The sequence below is a fragment of the Rickettsia endosymbiont of Rhinocyllus conicus genome (genome assembly GCF_964026465.1).
Classification (GTDB): domain Bacteria; phylum Pseudomonadota; class Alphaproteobacteria; order Rickettsiales; family Rickettsiaceae; genus Rickettsia.
Map to the genome: position 1 here is coordinate 1,390,176 of NZ_OZ032155.1, position 16,310 is coordinate 1,406,485.

Consider the following 16,310-nt stretch of genomic DNA (forward strand, 5'->3'; position numbering starts at 1 on the left):
TTCCAGTTAATTCTTACGAGCAATATACTACTCTTCGATTGTAGTATATTCCCCTTGATCTTGAACTACCTTAGCAATGTTACCTTTTTCTTTTATTGAAAATACCCTTATAGGTAGCTTATTTTCTCTTGCAACTGCTATAGCTGCTAAATCCATAACTTGCAGGTTGTTAGTTATAACATTTTTATAGTTAATAGTGAAATATTTTTTAGCATTCGGATTTTTTTTCGGATCAGAATCATATACCCCATCAACTTGCGTTGCTTTTAGCAAAACATCGCAATTCATTTCTATTGCACGTAGTACTGCTGCACTATCGGTTGTACAAAACGGATTACCAGTGCCACCGGCAAAAATTACTACTCGACCTTTTTCCATATGTCTTTTAGCTCTGCGACGAATATATGGCTCGCATACGCTCATCATTGGAATAGCCGATAGAACTCTTGTATAGATGTCTAGGCTTTCCATAACATTTTGCAGTGTTAAAGCATTAATAACAGTTGCGAGCATACCTATATAATCGGCTGATGCTCGATCCATACCAACTAATGCTGCATTAATCCCGCGATAAATATTTCCGCCGCCAACTACGATGGCAACTTCTACTCCTAAATCAATAAGTTCTTTAATGTCTCCAGCAATCTTTTTTATTGTGTCATATTCATGACCAAATTGCTTATCACCCATTAAAGCTTCACCTGAAACTTTCAACAAAACCCGTTTATATTTTAAATTTGATGTCATATCCTCAAAATTCTTTTAATTTTTTTAATCATTTTACCATTGTGTAAATCATCAATCGATGATTTATCGAGTGCATGCACTAATAACATATTATTATTTATATCTAATGTCACTGTACCAGGGGTTAAAGTAATTGAGTTACTATATATTATTTCACCGATATCTTTTAATCCTTCTGCATCAACCCATTCAAAAACTGGTTCTACAACTATATTTCTTTGCCAAATTATTTTAATAACTGAAAAAGCTGACTTGCATATTTCCCAAAATAACCAAGGAAAATATAATATAATTGAAATTTTAGTGGGCATTGGTGTTTCCTGATAGCTTGATATTTGAAGTGAAAGGAATTAGCAGCATTATAAGTATAAATAATAACGCTATCATATTAAATATATTATTTATTGCAATTACAAATGCATCCGTATTTATTTTATTAGCCAATAATAAATATGAGGCTTTTTCTGGATTAAATATTTTTCCGCTTAATAATGCGGTGTATGAATCTAATTGCTCCATTGCCATTATAGAAGTGGAGGGGATGTTTTCCGATAGATATTGCATAAAAATTTTAGTATCATTAGTTAGTATAGTACTAATTACTGCTAGTCCTACCGCTCCTCCAAGGTTACGAGTGAGGTTATAAAGACCGCTTGCATTCCCTACTTTTTCCCTTGGCATATTACCAAGAGCAATATTATTAGTTGGTATGAAGCAAAACATTAAAGAAAGCCCTCTAACAAATTGCGGTAATACAAATTCGGCAAATTTAGAATCAGGTGTTAGAAAGCTATTTAAATGACATCCAAGTGCAAAGCCTCCAAGCCCTATAATCAGCATTAGCCGTAAATCTACGCCCGCTCCTAGCATTCTTCCAGCTAGTGGTGCTGATAAAAATTGTGCTATTCCCGTTACCATCATAGTAGCACCGATCTGTAACGTATCATAACCTGCTATGGTAAATAAGAATAATGGTAATATATATACTGCTCCATATAATCCTATACCCATAACAAAAGAGTAGAGACAGCTAAACGTAAAATCTTTATAGAGAAATGTTTTTAAATCTAAAATCGGGTTTATAAAAGTTAATTCTCTGATTATTAGCAAAATAAATCCTAAAGCTACCGCAATACTTAAAAATAATATTAAATTATCCTCCAGCCAGCCTTTTTTATTACCTTCTTCTAAAACATATTGTAGTAAACCAAGAGTCAAGACCATAATTGCTATACCAAGGAAATCAAAATTTTTCAATAAGTTATAATTTGGTTTATCAAAATGCCCATATAAAAAAACTACGCTACATACAAAAATACCAGGTATAACATTCAGCAAAAACATAAAATGCCATGATAAAATTTCTGTAATATATCCTCCAAGTGTTGGACCTAAAGTTGGTGCTACTGTTACAACAAGCCCAATTAATATAGTAATTTTAGGGCGTTGTGATGGTGGAAAAATTATAAAAACAGTACTAAAAACTGTTGGTATCATAGCACCGCCAAAAAATCCTTGTAACGCTCTAAAGATAATCATTGATTCAATATTCGTTGCAAGTGAGCATAATACGCTCATAATCGTAAAGCCAAGAGCTGCAACAAAGTAAGAAATTCTAGTGGAAAGTAATCTTGCTAAGAATCCCGTAATCGGAATTATGATAACTTCAGCTATTAAATAAGATGTTTGAACCCAAGAAAGCTCATCACTTGAAGCCGCAAGTCCTGCTGCTATTACGGATAGTGAGCTTGCAACAATTTGGATGTCAAGCACTGACATAAACATACCAACAACCATACCAAAAAAAGCAAATAATTGTTGCTTAGAAAGAGGAGGGGTAGCTTGAGAATTATCGTTTGACATAATTAAATAATATAGTTTAACTAAATTATCATTAACGCATAAGGAATTTTCAAAAATTTACTTTAAAAATTAAATTAACTAGTGACATGATAATATACTGCGGATACTTCAAAAGTATATATTGATTTAGATTTCTTTTGATTCTATTAATGGAACTTCTATCCATACACCATCATCAAAATCATCTTCATCATCCCACTCATCAGTAAAATTTCTATCTATAAGAAATGTATTAAATATTTCGGTTGTTTCATTTACTTGTCTAAAAATATTTTTTAAATTTACGTCTATATTTTTTCCAACCCCAAGAAAATTTTTTCTTATAAAATTCACAAAAATATTCTCCTTATTATCTATATTTAGGTGCCTTTAAAGTAAGAGCTTAAATTACTAAGGCATAAAAAAATAGTAAGTAATTAAGTTGAGATGAATTTTGATGTATAGATATTCTGTTTTTCTATATTCTCATAACAAAATGCAATATATTGATACCTAGAGTATATTTAGGTATGATTATCTTCTTGCCTTTTTTAAAAGACATATGATATGTTCTAACAACATTATTTTAGTTAAAATAATGATACTAGCTTTTACTTATTAAATTTATAGCTAGTTTAAAACTTATCTAAATTGATTATAGTTTAGCAATAATGTTTCTCAATTACATACATGTAATTATAATAACCACTTTTAAAATAAAATATCAACTATAATATTTCTTTAGTTTTAATTTTTACAAAGAAAGTTTTAATTTGTTATAAAAATACAACTATAATTTGAAACTCATGTCAGATACAGTATTGCAAAAGAATTTATATAAATTCATAAAGGAACGTAATATTCAAATTACAGAACTTGAGAGAAAGGCAGAGCTAAAGAAAAATAGTGTTTATAACATTATTAAAGGTCTATCCAGAAAACCTTCCGTAGAGATTCTACAAACAATAGCTGATACTTTAGGTGTTTCAATTAAGGATTTATATAATCCTAATATTAAAGTTAATGATTACCTTGGTCAAGATGATTATATCTTATTTCAAAAAATCTTGCCTGAGATAATAAAAACAATAAAAAAATTAAATCTAGTAGTTTCTGAAACAGAATTTTCTCAAACCTTAAATGAAGTATTTAATTACTACCGCCCTACACCTGATGAATCTATTGATAATAAAATTATTGAATGGATATTACATCAGCGTGTCCAAGAAAAATATTCAATATGATATTTAGTTTTTATTGTTTAAATATTTAGTGAAATCTAATATCTTCCCTGTATTTAAATTAGAGTTATTTAATGGAGGATACACTATTTCTATTAAGTGTGAGCCATCATGCGAGAAGATATTATATTTAAATTTATGTTCATTTAACGATTTAAATATCTTGTAACAATTTAAAATAAAAAGATCTGTATATTCTTCTATTATAATATCAGATAATTTAATCATTTTCTTTTCATCTAATGAAAAACAATCGTTAGTAATAGTAATTTTATCTTGGTTAAAATCTATCTTAATTATTTGAGGAATATTGCTTTGCCTATCTATAAATTTTACCAAATTAAATACCAAGCTAAATATTAATTGATAAAAAACTTCAAGAGAACAGTTAATTTCAATCTCTTTTATATTGTTAGTAGTTCTAATACCAATTTTAGCAAAATAAGGAGCGAAATATCCTTGTAATAGCTTGATTAAATTTTCAATATTAATTTTAGTAAGGGATAAATCAGTTAAGTTTATAGGAAAAAGTTGATTCTTAAATGGAAAATCATTTGGATTGTATGTATCTCCTAATTCTTGTTTTAAATATATTTCTGTTAATTTTTTTATAAAGAGCTTTCTTAATTCATGATCGGCTTTATTATTATTTATCAATGCTGTATTTATTTCAGTTTCTTCATATATTTCTTGATGTAAAATTCTAAAATTCTGTTGTATGGTATTGTATATTTTAAAATATATAGAGACTAATATTGAAAGAGTTAAAAATGAGCTGATACTATAAATTAACATATTTCTTCGTAATAAATATGCTCCATCTAAATAAAATTGTGAGTCTTTCTTAATACCCAATTTTAAATTTAAAATACCATTTGCTTCTACAAGTTTACTTTCAGTTAAATATTGATCTATATTTATTCTTTCGGAAAAGATATCATGATTATTTAAGCTTAATTTATAAATTATAAAAGGAGGAAATATTTTATTTATGATTTCTTTTAAGTTGTGTAAATTAAATATGTATTCTTCTTTTTTATTTCTTACTCTTATAGAATTGGCACTTACTGTAATTAAATTCACAGTAGTTTTAGATTTAGGAATAACTTCAAAACCTTTAAATAAGAAGAATTCTTTATTTGGTATGGAGCTATTAAGAGCATTTTCTAGATCTTGTGTAAGTAAGCTTGATATACTACTCGCATAAGCTTTGAGTAATCCCTTATATTCTTTTTTTTGATAATATATTAAACAATAATAAACTGAAATATTAAAAATAAGAAAAATCAAAAATGCTATAATACAAGAAACTATCTTAATAATAGTATGTTTCACTAAATACCTTTATCTATTTTAGAGTAGTGTTGTTGCGAGCGGCTAAAAAGAACGGGGCAATTTATAAAAAACGCTTGATATCATTAGCTCACTTGTTGTAGCGGTCTCTTTTAGGATTGTCCGCATGGATCATTTTCTTACCCTGTGGCTTGGGAACTAGGTCCAGCTGAAAAATACTAATATTATTAGTATTTTTATTATTTTTCTGGATGCCTTAGGTACAAGAAATTAGATGACTACCTTAGGGTGCTTTTCGATCCACACGGGCAATGCCCTCTATATTAGGATGCAGCTTATGGCACAAGATACCATAAATAGATAACATATTATAGTTGACTGGATTGTCACACTCATTTCGTTTGTCAAGCTCAGGAAAATTAGGTATCCATGCCACAATGTTGTTATGGTATGACGCAGTTGTTCTACTAATCCACACAATAGAGCCATAGTTAGAAATGAGAAATCTACCTTTTCAACAAAGCCGACTAAATCCTTTAATGATAAAGGAAAAACCGAAATCATATAATAATACATCCATTTTAGGGAAAAATTTTATAGTTTTTCTATCAAAAGTCAATTTTTAAATATAAATTTGTATAAAAAAGTTTAATTACATGCTTTATTTTGCTACTATTATGATATTAATATAATAAAAACAAAACTTCGTCATCTACTTTTCATTTATTAGGATTATATTATTATTCTTGTGCAGGGATTGTTTCGTGGATCAAAAAACGCCCTAAGGTAGTCATCTAGTTGCTTGTACCTAAGGCATCCAGAAAAACAACTTTTAATATTAATAATTTTAGTATTTTAAGCTGGATTCTGCGATCAAGTCGCAGGATGACACAGGAAAAATTGATCTACGCAACAAAGCCATAGGATGACAGAAGGAAACAATCCACGCAATAAAGCTATTTGTACAATTATCTAAATAGTCGGCATTACTAACTAAGTATACCTTTAATACTTCAAGATTTGGTAAATACTCAGATAGAACTTCAAAAATTGGTGACAATGTTCTATAAGTACGCAGGTAGCCACGTATTAAGTAACTGCTGCCGCTCCTCGTCTTATGAACCGATTACTCTTTTTGAAGCTGATCTTCGTATAAGCCAAATTTCGGGATTCGTCTGTGCTCACGTAGTTTATCTACTGCTTGTGCAGACTCACCGCTTGTTTGACTTACCAACTTTTGAAGTATTCGCGGTATATAGATATCGTCATAAGCTACACGACTGTAAGGAGCGTGGCAATCTAGGGAAAATAATAAAAATGCTATGCATTTTACTAGATTGCTTCGTCAAAACTTATAGTTTTTCCTCGCAATGACGATTCTATATTTAGTTAGTAATACCAAATAGTTTAATTATTTAAATTATGGCAATTGAGCTTTAGTATTTCTATACTTTTTGGATGCTGCTCTCTGAATTTTTTTATTTGATGATCACGAAAGTTTTTATAGAAAGATCTAAGAGGTACATGGCAGCTTGCTTTAGCAGCGTTTAAGTACATAATACTTATCTCGTCTACATTTTTCATATTTTCTCTATAGTTATTCCAATATATATTTTCTGCTGTGCTATAAGCTTCTACTGCTTCATCATTTTTATTAAGGCTAGCTAGTGCATTACCTTCAGCAACAAATGCTTTAGCCAAGCTTGTATCCGGTGATGTAATAATTTCCTTATTAGGTCTATTTGTATCGCTAATAAAAATTGTTTTAGCTTTTTCTGCATATTCTAGTGCTTCTTTAGCATTTCCAAGACCAAGTTTTGCTTTTGAAATTTGAGTAAAAACACGCCCAAATATTAGATGATTTTCTTTCTTAACTAACTTATTCATATCATATATTTGTTGTGCTTGAGAATAAGCTTCTTCATATTTACCAAGGTTATTTAATATATCTGCTTTAATAAGATATATATTGCTTAGAAATACATCTTGAGGATTTATTCCATTCTCTACAGCTGTATTTATAGTATTATTAATTTGTTCTAGTGCGTCATCATATTTACCTTGCATGGCGAACAATCTAGCTCTTGCAGAATATAAAGTTATAATATCGGCTTTATCAACCAACCCACCGTTAAACATATCCTCCATAATTTGAATATTATTTTTTGCTTCTTCAAGCTGACCGAGTTCAATATATGCCAGTGCCAAAGTATAATTTATATTACATCGGTAAGAATTATATCCTTGAATATCCTCATAAACTTTTTTAGCTCTTATATCATATTCAATTGATTTATGATGGTTTCCAAGATGCCTATAATATCCACCTATAAGACTTAAATATGAGGCATAATCGCATTTTTGATCATTATCCATTTTTGATAATTTAAAATTACCTTTACTATCATTTTCATTAAACCAATCTACTAATTTTTGAGCACTATATAAATCTAAAGAATTTATATATTGTGTTATCAAATTTATTTTTAGTCCTAAAATTACATTTATGGGTATATCATATTTTTCTGCATTTTTTGTGATTATATCTATGTTACCTAATACTGTTTTAGCGTTTCTAAAAATACGTGCCTTTACCACGCTTGAAGGTACAGAACTTATATAGTTAGTAACGACCTGGTCAATAGATTCTTTATTGTTAGTATATCCATTAATTTTTAGTATTTTCTCAGCTATGACATCATGCATTTCAAATGTGGGATTATCTTCATTTGGCTCAATATTAGTGATTAAAGCAAATTTGGAAATATTATAAATGTCGTCATCTAAATGATCCTTATCCGAAGTGATACAATTTAAAAATTCTTTTGAAAAACTTTGATTGTTAATTAAAGCTATTTCATTTAGTAATTTTCGAGCAGAAGGGCTTAACACTTTAATAGCAAGTCTAATATTTAGCTCAATTTTATCATTAGCTCCTTGTATTTGCTTCTTATATTCATTTAAACTTAAACCCTGTACCTGATTTAATATTTGTGATCCTTGAACCATAAGAATCGGATATCCTTTAAATTCTTGGGCTAAAAATTCTATCGATTCCGGGTTATTACTTTCTAAAATATTTTCTACAAGCATTTTAGATTCTTTTTCCTCAAAAGCAGTAATTTTTACGATATTTGGTAATAATTCACTGTCCTGTGAACAAAATATAATATTGCCATTATGTTCCCAATTAATAAAATCTGCTATTTTTTTATTCTCGCCTACTTTTAAATTATCAAACACTAAATAACCATTTATCTTTACTAGCTAGATAAGTCATTAATTCCTTTCTTACCATACTAATATTATCTAAAATGATTGCAGAATTTGCTTGAGCATTAATAACTTTAGCAAGCTTCATTAACTGTCCATCAATATCTAAATTACAATCTATAAACCAAATAAGATCATAATCAGCCTTATTATCATAAGCGTACATCCTAGCAACCTGAGTTTTACCCATACCACTCACACCTAATATGCCCGATTGTTTATATTTGATTAAGTTACTTTTGATCTTTTTTATTTGTAATGTATGATCTATAAAATAGCTAACAGGTGTAACAAGATTAGATATTTGTTCTCTTGCGAATATATTCTTACTCATTAAGAGTATGATAGTCAGTAATATATATTTTTTCATAATCTTTGCTAATTCTAATTTTTAGATGTAAATATTTAGGGTTTTTTCGATCAAAAGTCAATAAAATTTTATTACGATACAAAATTAATGCTGCAACTTTTAATTTTCAACTAGATTATCTTGACTAAATCATAATAACATGCTCTTATTTCAAGTATAATCAAACTAAATAATAAAATTAATTTGATTTATTAAGAAAAATTTATTATACTATTAATTTTTATTAACATATTCATTGATCAAGATGGAAAATCCAACACAAAAATTTATATCTTTTTCAGAACATAAAGCTGATATAGAGCGTATAAAACAAGCAATAGAAGAAGGCTGGGCAATAGTAAAACTAGTGCCTAATAAGGGACGTTTCATTGGTCTTTTGGAAAAAATTTCACATGCAGAAGATGATGAAACCGTATATATCCCGCCGAGAAAAAAAATATTAGTTAATTAATATTTTTTCTATTGAAGTTTATATTATCATTTCCTTTTATTCTTTTCTTTTAAAAAGAGTATAAAATTGCTATTTTAAAAGAAAAGAACTACATAATGCCATCATTTGAACAAACAAAAATCTTACCTTATAAACCTCAGGAATTATTTAATTTAGTTTGGGATATAAAATCTTATCCTAAATTTCTACCTTGGTGTGTAGCTAGCAGAGTTATTTCAGAAAATAGTGAAGAAATCGTCGCGGATCTTGTGATTCAGTTAAAAGGTTTTTCAGAAAGTTATCGTTCTCATGTTACTAATAAAATAATAGATGATAAAGAATATTTCATTAATACCTTGGCTATTTCGGGTCCTTTTAACTATTTAAACAGTACTTGACAATTTACTTCTCATCCTATAGGGACTGAGCTAAAATTTTTTATTGATTTCGAAATGAAGTCTAGAATGCTTGAGAAATTAGTTGGTAGCTATTTTATTAAAATAACCGAAAAAACGATTATAGCTTTTGAGGAAAGGGCGAGAGGAATTATTAAGTAAGGTAAAGAAACTTTAATTTTACCTTACTTAATTGATAGAAAACTTATAATACAGCTTCTATAGCATTTCCTGATAATTGCACGTCGGTACTATAAACATTATCATAAGCAAAAGTTACAGCTGCGGCTGCTCCATTTACTGCACATAAAGTACCTTCATAAACTGTAGATCCTGCGTCATATAATGCTTTTTTATGCACTCTACTACATTTTCAGAATTAGCAGCTACTGTAACTGCTACAGTACCTACCATACTAGCTGTAGGATGGAAAAATATTGTACTAGCAAGACTTTTTACTATTACCTTTGCAAATTCTGGTAAAGCAAACCCAAAGGCATATCCTGTCATTACTGATCCAGATATTTCTTTAAAAGTAATAAGACCTAAAAGAATTTGTGGTAAAGTTTTTACGGTGTAACTTGCTGCTTCAGCAGAATGCTGACCACAATTTATAGCTGATTCTTGAGTATTATCAAGGTGCGTTTTACTATTACTAGCAAAATAATTAAACATTTTAGAAAACATTAACTTTCTCCATTGTTAAGTTGAATTACCATATTTTATGGTTTCTAGAGCTTAAGTAAAACGCCAGTTTAGGATAAGAGTGTAAGGAATAAAGATAATAAAGCAGGGTATTTACAAGAGAGGAGTGTTGAGTTACATAGATTTTGAATCAAAAAAATATGCACTCAACAATGAAAAGATGTATCATAACTCTATTTTGTATAATAGATAATTATTGTAAAGTTTACGAAGAATGGGAAGAAAGCAAATTAATACCCAGCGTTAGGAAGCGTAGGAGATCAGGGAGTTTAAGGCTTTCAGAACTATATAACTATAGTATTATATTTTTATATATCTCCATGCAAAGATTTTAAGAATTATTATTTATATCATCTATCATGTAAATATAGAGGATATTTTAGTCTTCCTAGTTACAGTCGGATAATCCAGTTGTGGCCAAGATTAGTATTACCTTTAACTATAATGTTACAATTATTTACAGGAGATGAGACTGGTATATATTTTGTTGATTCAACCAAATTATCGATATGTCATGCAAAACGTACAAATAATAATAAAGTGTTTAGTGGCATTGCTAAAATAGGTATGAGTAGTTACGGATGGTTTATGGGATTTAAATTACATATTGTAATTAATAATAAAGGTCAGATTATGGCAATTAAAATAACAAAGGGTAATGCTAGTGATTTATCTGCTGTAGACTCAATTACCAAAGGATTATGGGGTAAATTATTTGGAGACAAGGCTTATATTTCTAAGGAAATGTCCGCTAAATTATTTAGTCGTGGGCTACGGTTATTTACTGGGATTCGCAAGGATATGAAAAATCATTTATTAGATATAGAAGATAAAATACTCTTAAAAAGCAGATCAATAATTGAATCAGTATTTAATGTACTAAAAAACAGCATGAACCTTGAACATTCAAGACATCGCTCCCCTATTAATTTCTTAGTTCATATACTTTCTTGCGTAAATGCTTTTAATTTCAATAAATCTAAAAAATTTCTAACACTACTTGCTTATCCTCAGACCTCCTTATCCTAAACTGGCGTTAAGTAAAAACTACCATAAAGCATAAGTAAATAAATGTCAACCATTTAGTTAAATATTATTAATAATTCATTTCTTATTTAGAGCAACTAGGTAAATTTCTGTTGATTCTTTGCGGCTGGATGATGGTTTAAAATGTTTGACAGTAGAGAATTCACGTTTCACTTTGTTTAAAAGCTCATTTTCAGCCCCACCACGAAAGATTTTAGCAATAAAATGACCGGAAGGGTTTAAGACTTTTAAAGCAAACTCAAAAGCTTGCTCGCATAAAAGCAGAGTTCTTATATGATCGGTAGCTTTGTGACCTATAGTATTTGATGCCATATCACTCAATACTATATCAGCCTTGCCTTTTAAAGCTTGTATAATCAATTCTTCAGTATCTTTTTCAAAGAAATCTTTTTGAAAAGACTCTACTCCAGGAATTGGTTCGATTTCAAGTAAATCGACTGAAATTATTTTATTTTTTAAATTACCATCCGTAGCTTTAATGAGCTTAGAAGCTACTTGACTCCATCCCCCTGGGGCTGCCCCTAAATCAACTACTTTCATATTTGGGGTGAAAATTTTAAATTTTTCATGAATCTCAAGGAGTTTATATGCAGCTCTTGATCTAAAGCCTTCAATACGTGCTTTTGCAACATAAGGATCATTTAACTGACGCCTTAGCCAGTTACTAGAAGAAACAGTGCGTTTTTTAGAAGTCTTAACTCTAACAAACTTATTTCTATAACCACTTAAATTATTTGTCATAAAATCTTTTATTTTCGTGTGCTATTTTATCTAATATAGAATTAACAAAGCCTATTTCGTGATCATTTAGCATATCATTTGCTATATCTGTGTATTCATTAATTATTACTTTAGTAGGTATATCTGGAAAAAATAATAATTCACATATACCACTGCGTAATAAAGCCTGTAGCAAAATAGGTATGTGATTTTGGTTTTTATCATTTACCAGATGATTACTTATAATTTCATCTATTTTATCAATATTTTCAAATACCAACTTTACCAACATTTTAAAATGACTTATAGTTAGTGATATTTTTATGGGTGAATCAGTCATAGAAGTATCGTTGCGATAAAAAGAAAGTACATTTTCTATTATATCATCTATATTATCATTGTTCCGTAACATATGTTGATATATAGCTTGTATTGCTGCAATACGTGCAATCGACTTCTTATTGATTTTATTTGAACTCATAAAAAGAAATAAAGTTTTAAATTTAGTATACTATACTTTAAAACTACTTATTTGTATACTCGTTTAATTTGAAAAATTGGCTACATCGTTCTATAAATACTGCGGTACTCACGTATTTAAGTATACGCTCCGTGTCTTGCACTTATGGACTGATTACTTTTTTTCAAATTAAACTTCGTCTACCTACATATTAATAATAAAAAAATTATGTTATCTATAGTCGGATTTATTATAACAATTAGTATCTTAGTGTTTATCCACGAGCTAGGGCATTATGCAGTTGCAAGATTCTTTAATGTAAAAATCGAAGAATTTTCGATAGGTTTCGGCAAAGAATTAATCGGTATTACAGACTCAAAAGGGGTTAGGTGGAAAATTTGTTTATTGCCGCTTGGGGGATATGTTAAGATTTATGGTTATGATCGAAACATTATGGATAAAGCACAAGAAATAAATGAAAAAGTAGCGTTTTATGCTAAATCCTGTTTTGAGCGTTTTTTAATAGTTGTAGCAGGACCTTTAATTAATTATTTACTTGCCATAATAATATTTGCTGGATTTTATTTTTGTCTTGGTAAAATAGAAGTTCAGCCTGTAATAGGGGAGGTAATAGCTGAATCACCAGCAGAAAAAGCTAATTTGCGAGAGGGTGATAGAATTGTTAAAGTTAATAATAAATTAGTTAAAGATTTTAGTGATGTACAAAAAGAAATACTAATTAATGGTTTAAATTCTTCTACTTTATTAATAGAGCGAAAAGGTGAAGAATTTACTGTTAGTATAATGCCTGAAGAAGTAGTTGTAGAAAAAGCTAGAAAAATACTGCGTATTGGTATTATGGCTAAAAATGAACCTGTTCATACTAAAATAGGGATATTATCAAGTTTATCGGAAGCAATATTTGATACTATAGATGTATCGGCGGTAACTTTAAAAGCAGCATCACAAATGATTGTAGGAAAGCGATCAGTAAGTGAAATAGGTGGACCGGTAGCTATTGCAAAAGAATCAGGAAGAACTTTAGAGCATAGTATAGAGATGTATTTACTATTTATAGCAATGCTTTCAGTAAATTTAGGACTACTTAATCTGTTACCTATACCGGTACTTGATGGTGGTCATTTATTATTCATATTATATGAAGCAGTTACAGGTAAATTACCGAATATTAAAGCTAGAAATATTTTATTACAAATAGGTATAATGATAATAATTTTCCTTACTGTAATTTCTTTTTCTAACGATATAAAAAATTTATTCTCTTAAGTGGGTAGATTTACTTGCTCTAGTTAATATTATTTACTATAGTGTACGTTTAACGCAAAAATTTTAAATAAATCTTATAAGAAGGTTTTAGGTGATAATCAGGTCAATTATTAAATTAGCAATTTTAACAGTAACAATTTTTTATTATAACATTTCCTTAGCAGATTCAGTTATTCGTAAAATAACTATAGAAGGTAATCATAGAATTGAACGCTCTACTATTGAGAGCTATTTAAAGCTAAAACCTGGTGAAAGCTATAATAGTTTAAAAGAAGACGAAGCAATAAAACGCTTATATGCTACTTCACTTTTTAGAAACATCAAAATGGATATGTCAAGCGATGGTAATTTAATTGTTAACGTTACTGAAACTCCATTTATAAGTAGCGTAGTATTTAGAGGTAACTCTAAAATAAAAGCTAATATGCTATCTAAAGAGATTTATACAATGGCAGGTGAGTCTTTAAGCCAAGCTAAAATTGAATTAGATGTAAAAAAAATATCAGAAATCTATAAACGTAGCGGTCGTTTTGCTACTATAGTAACACCTAAAATTGAAGATTTAGAAAATAACAGAGTTAAGGTTATTTTTGATATCGCAGAAGGACCAAAAACCGGTATTAAATATATTTATTTTAGTGGTAATGAAAATTATAGCGATTCAGAGCTTAAATCTATTGTTTTAACTAAAGAATCTCGTTGGTTTCGTTTCTTAGATAGTAATGATACTTATGAACCTGATCGTATTGAATATGATAAAGAATTATTAAAAGAATTCTATCAATCAGTTGGTTTTGCAGATTTTAGAGTAATTTCGGTATCAGCTGAGTTAAATAATACTAAAGAATATTTCGTTCTTACATATTCTCTTGAAGAGGGTGAAAAATATAATTTCGGTAATGTTACAATAGAAAACAAATTAACCAATATTGATATAACTCCTGTTAATAAAATTGTCAATATTAAGCAAGGTAGTGTTTTCAATATGAAAACAGTTGAAAATATTGCTGATAAAATTGGAGAATATTTTACAGCAGTAGGCTATCCAGCAGTGAATGTTTATCCTGATATTGTAAAAAACCCTGATCATACAATTAATATTAAATTTATTATAGAAAAAGCCGATAAGGTTTATATTAATAAAATTAATATTATTAATAATCTTAAAACTGAAGATCATGTTATAAGAAGAGAGTTTAAATCTGAAGAAGATGATATACTTAACCGTTCTTATATTGAAACAGGAGAGCATAATCTTAGAAACTTAGATTATTTTGAGAAGATAGGAATTACTTTTGCTCAAGCAAAAACCAAGGATAAATATGACTTAAATGTTGAGGTTGATGAAAAATCTACTTCTTCTGTCGGTTTTGATTTAGGGTATAACACCACAGGTGGGGTATTTGGACGCTTCTCTTTCTTAGAGCGTAACTTAGTAGGTACAGGTAAAATACTCAATGCTGGTGTGCAAGTAAGTAAAAATACTACTAGCTATTATGGTGGTATTACTGACCCACATTTCTTAGATCGTGATTTATCCCTAGGTGTAAGCGGATTTATAAATAAAAGTGGTCGTGGTCAGAGTGTACTTTCCAACACAGATCAAAATTATAGACAGCATTCTGTAGGTGGTAAAACTTCCTTAGGTTATGAAATTAAAGAAGATTTAAGCCACGAAATAGATTATTTAATTAAACGTGATACCTTGAGTGCTCCATCTCCATCAAGCTCAATATTTTTACAGGAGCAAATGGGTAAGTTTATTACTTCTGCTATTGGTCACACTATTGCTTATGATCAAAGAGATAGTAAAATTATTGCAAAGAATGGTTATTTAGTAAGTATTAGTCAAGAATATGCGGGTATTGGAGGTGATAATAAATATCTGAAACATGAAGTTGATGGTAAATATTATAAATCTTTCATACAAAATAAGCTTACTTTAAAACTATCTGCTTCTGGAGGTGATATTGCAGCACTTGGCGGACGAGTTATTAGAATTTCAGATCGCTTTAATTTAGGTGATTATAGCTTAAGAGGTTTTGCTAGCGGTGGTGTTGGACCGCGTGAAAAAGTTACTAATGAAGGTTTAGGCGGTAAAAGATATTATACATTTTCTACTGAACTTAACTTCCCAACTCCAGTACCTGAAGAATTTAACCTCACTGGTGCGGTATTTATGGATTTAGGAAGCTTATGGGGAGTAGGCTTAAATAAAGCAAAATATCAAAGTCCAAATGGTATCTATAATGATAAGTCACTTAGGGCTTCAGTTGGTTTCGGATTTATTTGGGTAACACGCTTTGCACCAATTAGAATGGACTGGGGTTTTGCGGTTAAAAAGAAGAAATACGACGATACGCAGCATTTCCACTTAAGGTTTTCTACGCATCTTTAGTGGTATTGTAATCTAGTTTACTTCAGGCTTTATTGTATAGCTTGAAAAAAGTGTAAAATGTCATCCTAACGTAGTCGTTGTACTTGCGTGAAGTAGTTTTTC

Annotated in this window: 15 protein-coding genes and 1 pseudogene; 6 read left to right on the forward strand and 10 right to left on the reverse strand. The window is 29.4% G+C overall.

Features of this window, described 5'->3' with window-relative positions:
- Positions 1 to 27: 27 nt before the first annotated feature.
- The 4 genes from pyrH to AAGD54_RS07505 form a co-directional block, all read right to left on the reverse strand.
- Positions 28 to 747: a UMP kinase gene (pyrH, locus tag AAGD54_RS07490; RefSeq protein WP_341788356.1), complete on the reverse strand. Its 720-nt coding sequence runs from the start codon at positions 745 to 747 to the stop codon at positions 28 to 30.
- On the reverse strand, positions 744 to 1,058 hold the full coding sequence (locus AAGD54_RS07495; RefSeq protein WP_341788355.1) for a monovalent cation/H+ antiporter subunit E: 315 nt from the start codon (positions 1,056 to 1,058) through the stop codon (positions 744 to 746). Before AAGD54_RS07495 ends, pyrH begins: the two co-directional genes overlap by 4 nt.
- Complete coding sequence (locus AAGD54_RS07500; RefSeq protein ID WP_341794501.1) at positions 1,048 to 2,610, reverse strand: DHA2 family efflux MFS transporter permease subunit; 1,563 nt, start codon at positions 2,608 to 2,610, stop codon at positions 1,048 to 1,050. The genes AAGD54_RS07495 and AAGD54_RS07500 overlap by 11 nt, the downstream gene beginning before the upstream one ends.
- Before the next feature lie 126 nt (positions 2,611 to 2,736).
- Positions 2,737 to 2,943 carry a hypothetical protein gene (locus AAGD54_RS07505; RefSeq protein ID WP_341788353.1) on the reverse strand — a complete coding sequence of 69 codons (207 nt, stop codon included), beginning with the start codon at positions 2,941 to 2,943 and terminating at the stop codon, positions 2,737 to 2,739.
- A gap of 452 nt (positions 2,944 to 3,395) precedes the next feature.
- Here AAGD54_RS07505 and AAGD54_RS07510 point away from each other — a divergent pair, with 452 nt between their 5' ends.
- Complete coding sequence (locus AAGD54_RS07510; protein WP_341794502.1) at positions 3,396 to 3,833, forward strand: helix-turn-helix transcriptional regulator; 438 nt, start codon at positions 3,396 to 3,398, stop codon at positions 3,831 to 3,833.
- A 3-nt stretch (positions 3,834 to 3,836) separates the two neighbouring features.
- Here AAGD54_RS07510 and AAGD54_RS07515 read toward each other — a convergent pair whose 3' ends face one another.
- The 3 genes from AAGD54_RS07515 to AAGD54_RS07525 form a co-directional block, all read right to left on the reverse strand.
- Positions 3,837 to 5,165 (reverse strand): hypothetical protein, encoded by a 1,329-nt coding sequence (locus tag AAGD54_RS07515; RefSeq protein ID WP_341788351.1) that lies wholly within the window; start codon positions 5,163 to 5,165, stop codon positions 3,837 to 3,839.
- 1,365 nt (positions 5,166 to 6,530) lie between these two features.
- Positions 6,531 to 8,366, reverse strand: coding sequence for a tetratricopeptide repeat protein (locus tag AAGD54_RS07520; RefSeq protein WP_341794503.1), 1,836 nt, complete (start codon positions 8,364 to 8,366; stop codon positions 6,531 to 6,533).
- Positions 8,359 to 8,766, reverse strand: coding sequence for a hypothetical protein (locus AAGD54_RS07525; protein WP_341794504.1), 408 nt, complete (start codon positions 8,764 to 8,766; stop codon positions 8,359 to 8,361). The genes AAGD54_RS07520 and AAGD54_RS07525 overlap by 8 nt, the downstream gene beginning before the upstream one ends.
- A gap of 244 nt (positions 8,767 to 9,010) precedes the next feature.
- Here AAGD54_RS07525 and AAGD54_RS07530 point away from each other — a divergent pair, with 244 nt between their 5' ends.
- A complete protein-coding gene (locus AAGD54_RS07530) occupies positions 9,011 to 9,217 on the forward strand; it encodes a DUF2674 domain-containing protein (protein WP_011477782.1) in 207 nt (68 codons plus the stop codon).
- A 95-nt stretch (positions 9,218 to 9,312) separates the two neighbouring features.
- A pseudogene (locus AAGD54_RS07535) lies at positions 9,313 to 9,753 on the forward strand (type II toxin-antitoxin system RatA family toxin).
- Between the two features lie 135 nt (positions 9,754 to 9,888).
- Here the strand turns inward: AAGD54_RS07535 and AAGD54_RS07540 are convergent.
- A complete protein-coding gene (locus AAGD54_RS07540; protein WP_341794505.1) occupies positions 9,889 to 10,278 on the reverse strand; it encodes a hypothetical protein in 390 nt (129 codons plus the stop codon).
- A 330-nt stretch (positions 10,279 to 10,608) separates the two neighbouring features.
- Here AAGD54_RS07540 and AAGD54_RS07545 point away from each other — a divergent pair, with 330 nt between their 5' ends.
- On the forward strand, positions 10,609 to 11,325 hold the full coding sequence (locus tag AAGD54_RS07545) for an IS982 family transposase (RefSeq protein ID WP_341795139.1): 717 nt from the start codon (positions 10,609 to 10,611) through the stop codon (positions 11,323 to 11,325).
- A gap of 75 nt (positions 11,326 to 11,400) precedes the next feature.
- Here AAGD54_RS07545 and AAGD54_RS07550 read toward each other — a convergent pair whose 3' ends face one another.
- Together AAGD54_RS07550 and nusB are read right to left on the reverse strand one after the other, a co-directional pair.
- On the reverse strand, positions 11,401 to 12,084 hold the full coding sequence (locus tag AAGD54_RS07550; RefSeq protein WP_341794506.1) for an RlmE family RNA methyltransferase: 684 nt from the start codon (positions 12,082 to 12,084) through the stop codon (positions 11,401 to 11,403).
- Entirely contained in the window at positions 12,074 to 12,544 is a 471-nt protein-coding gene (nusB, locus tag AAGD54_RS07555) for a transcription antitermination factor NusB (RefSeq protein WP_011477778.1), read from the reverse strand. The genes AAGD54_RS07550 and nusB overlap by 11 nt, the downstream gene beginning before the upstream one ends.
- Before the next feature lie 207 nt (positions 12,545 to 12,751).
- Between nusB and rseP the strand changes: the two genes are divergently transcribed.
- A complete protein-coding gene (gene rseP, locus AAGD54_RS07560) occupies positions 12,752 to 13,810 on the forward strand; it encodes an RIP metalloprotease RseP (protein WP_341788346.1) in 1,059 nt (352 codons plus the stop codon).
- A 91-nt stretch (positions 13,811 to 13,901) separates the two neighbouring features.
- On the forward strand, positions 13,902 to 16,208 hold the full coding sequence (gene bamA, locus AAGD54_RS07565) for an outer membrane protein assembly factor BamA (protein ID WP_341794507.1): 2,307 nt from the start codon (positions 13,902 to 13,904) through the stop codon (positions 16,206 to 16,208).
- Positions 16,209 to 16,310 lie beyond the last annotated feature (102 nt).

Coding starts and splice junctions, on each gene's coding strand:
- AAGD54_RS07510 (WP_341794502.1), top strand. CDS start 3,396: ATGTCAGATACAGTATTGCAAAAGAATTTATATAAATTCATAAAGGAA.
- AAGD54_RS07530 (WP_011477782.1), top strand. CDS start 9,011: ATGGAAAATCCAACACAAAAATTTATATCTTTTTCAGAACATAAAGCT.
- AAGD54_RS07540 (WP_341794505.1), bottom strand. CDS start 10,278: ATGTTTTCTAAAATGTTTAATTATTTTGCTAGTAATAGTAAAACGCAC.
- AAGD54_RS07525 (WP_341794504.1), bottom strand. CDS start 8,766: ATGAAAAAATATATATTACTGACTATCATACTCTTAATGAGTAAGAAT.
- AAGD54_RS07500 (WP_341794501.1), bottom strand. CDS start 2,610: ATGTCAAACGATAATTCTCAAGCTACCCCTCCTCTTTCTAAGCAACAA.
- nusB (WP_011477778.1), bottom strand. CDS start 12,544: ATGAGTTCAAATAAAATCAATAAGAAGTCGATTGCACGTATTGCAGCA.
- pyrH (WP_341788356.1), bottom strand. CDS start 747: ATGACATCAAATTTAAAATATAAACGGGTTTTGTTGAAAGTTTCAGGT.
- AAGD54_RS07550 (WP_341794506.1), bottom strand. CDS start 12,084: ATGACAAATAATTTAAGTGGTTATAGAAATAAGTTTGTTAGAGTTAAG.
- rseP (WP_341788346.1), top strand. CDS start 12,752: ATGTTATCTATAGTCGGATTTATTATAACAATTAGTATCTTAGTGTTT.
- AAGD54_RS07495 (WP_341788355.1), bottom strand. CDS start 1,058: ATGCCCACTAAAATTTCAATTATATTATATTTTCCTTGGTTATTTTGG.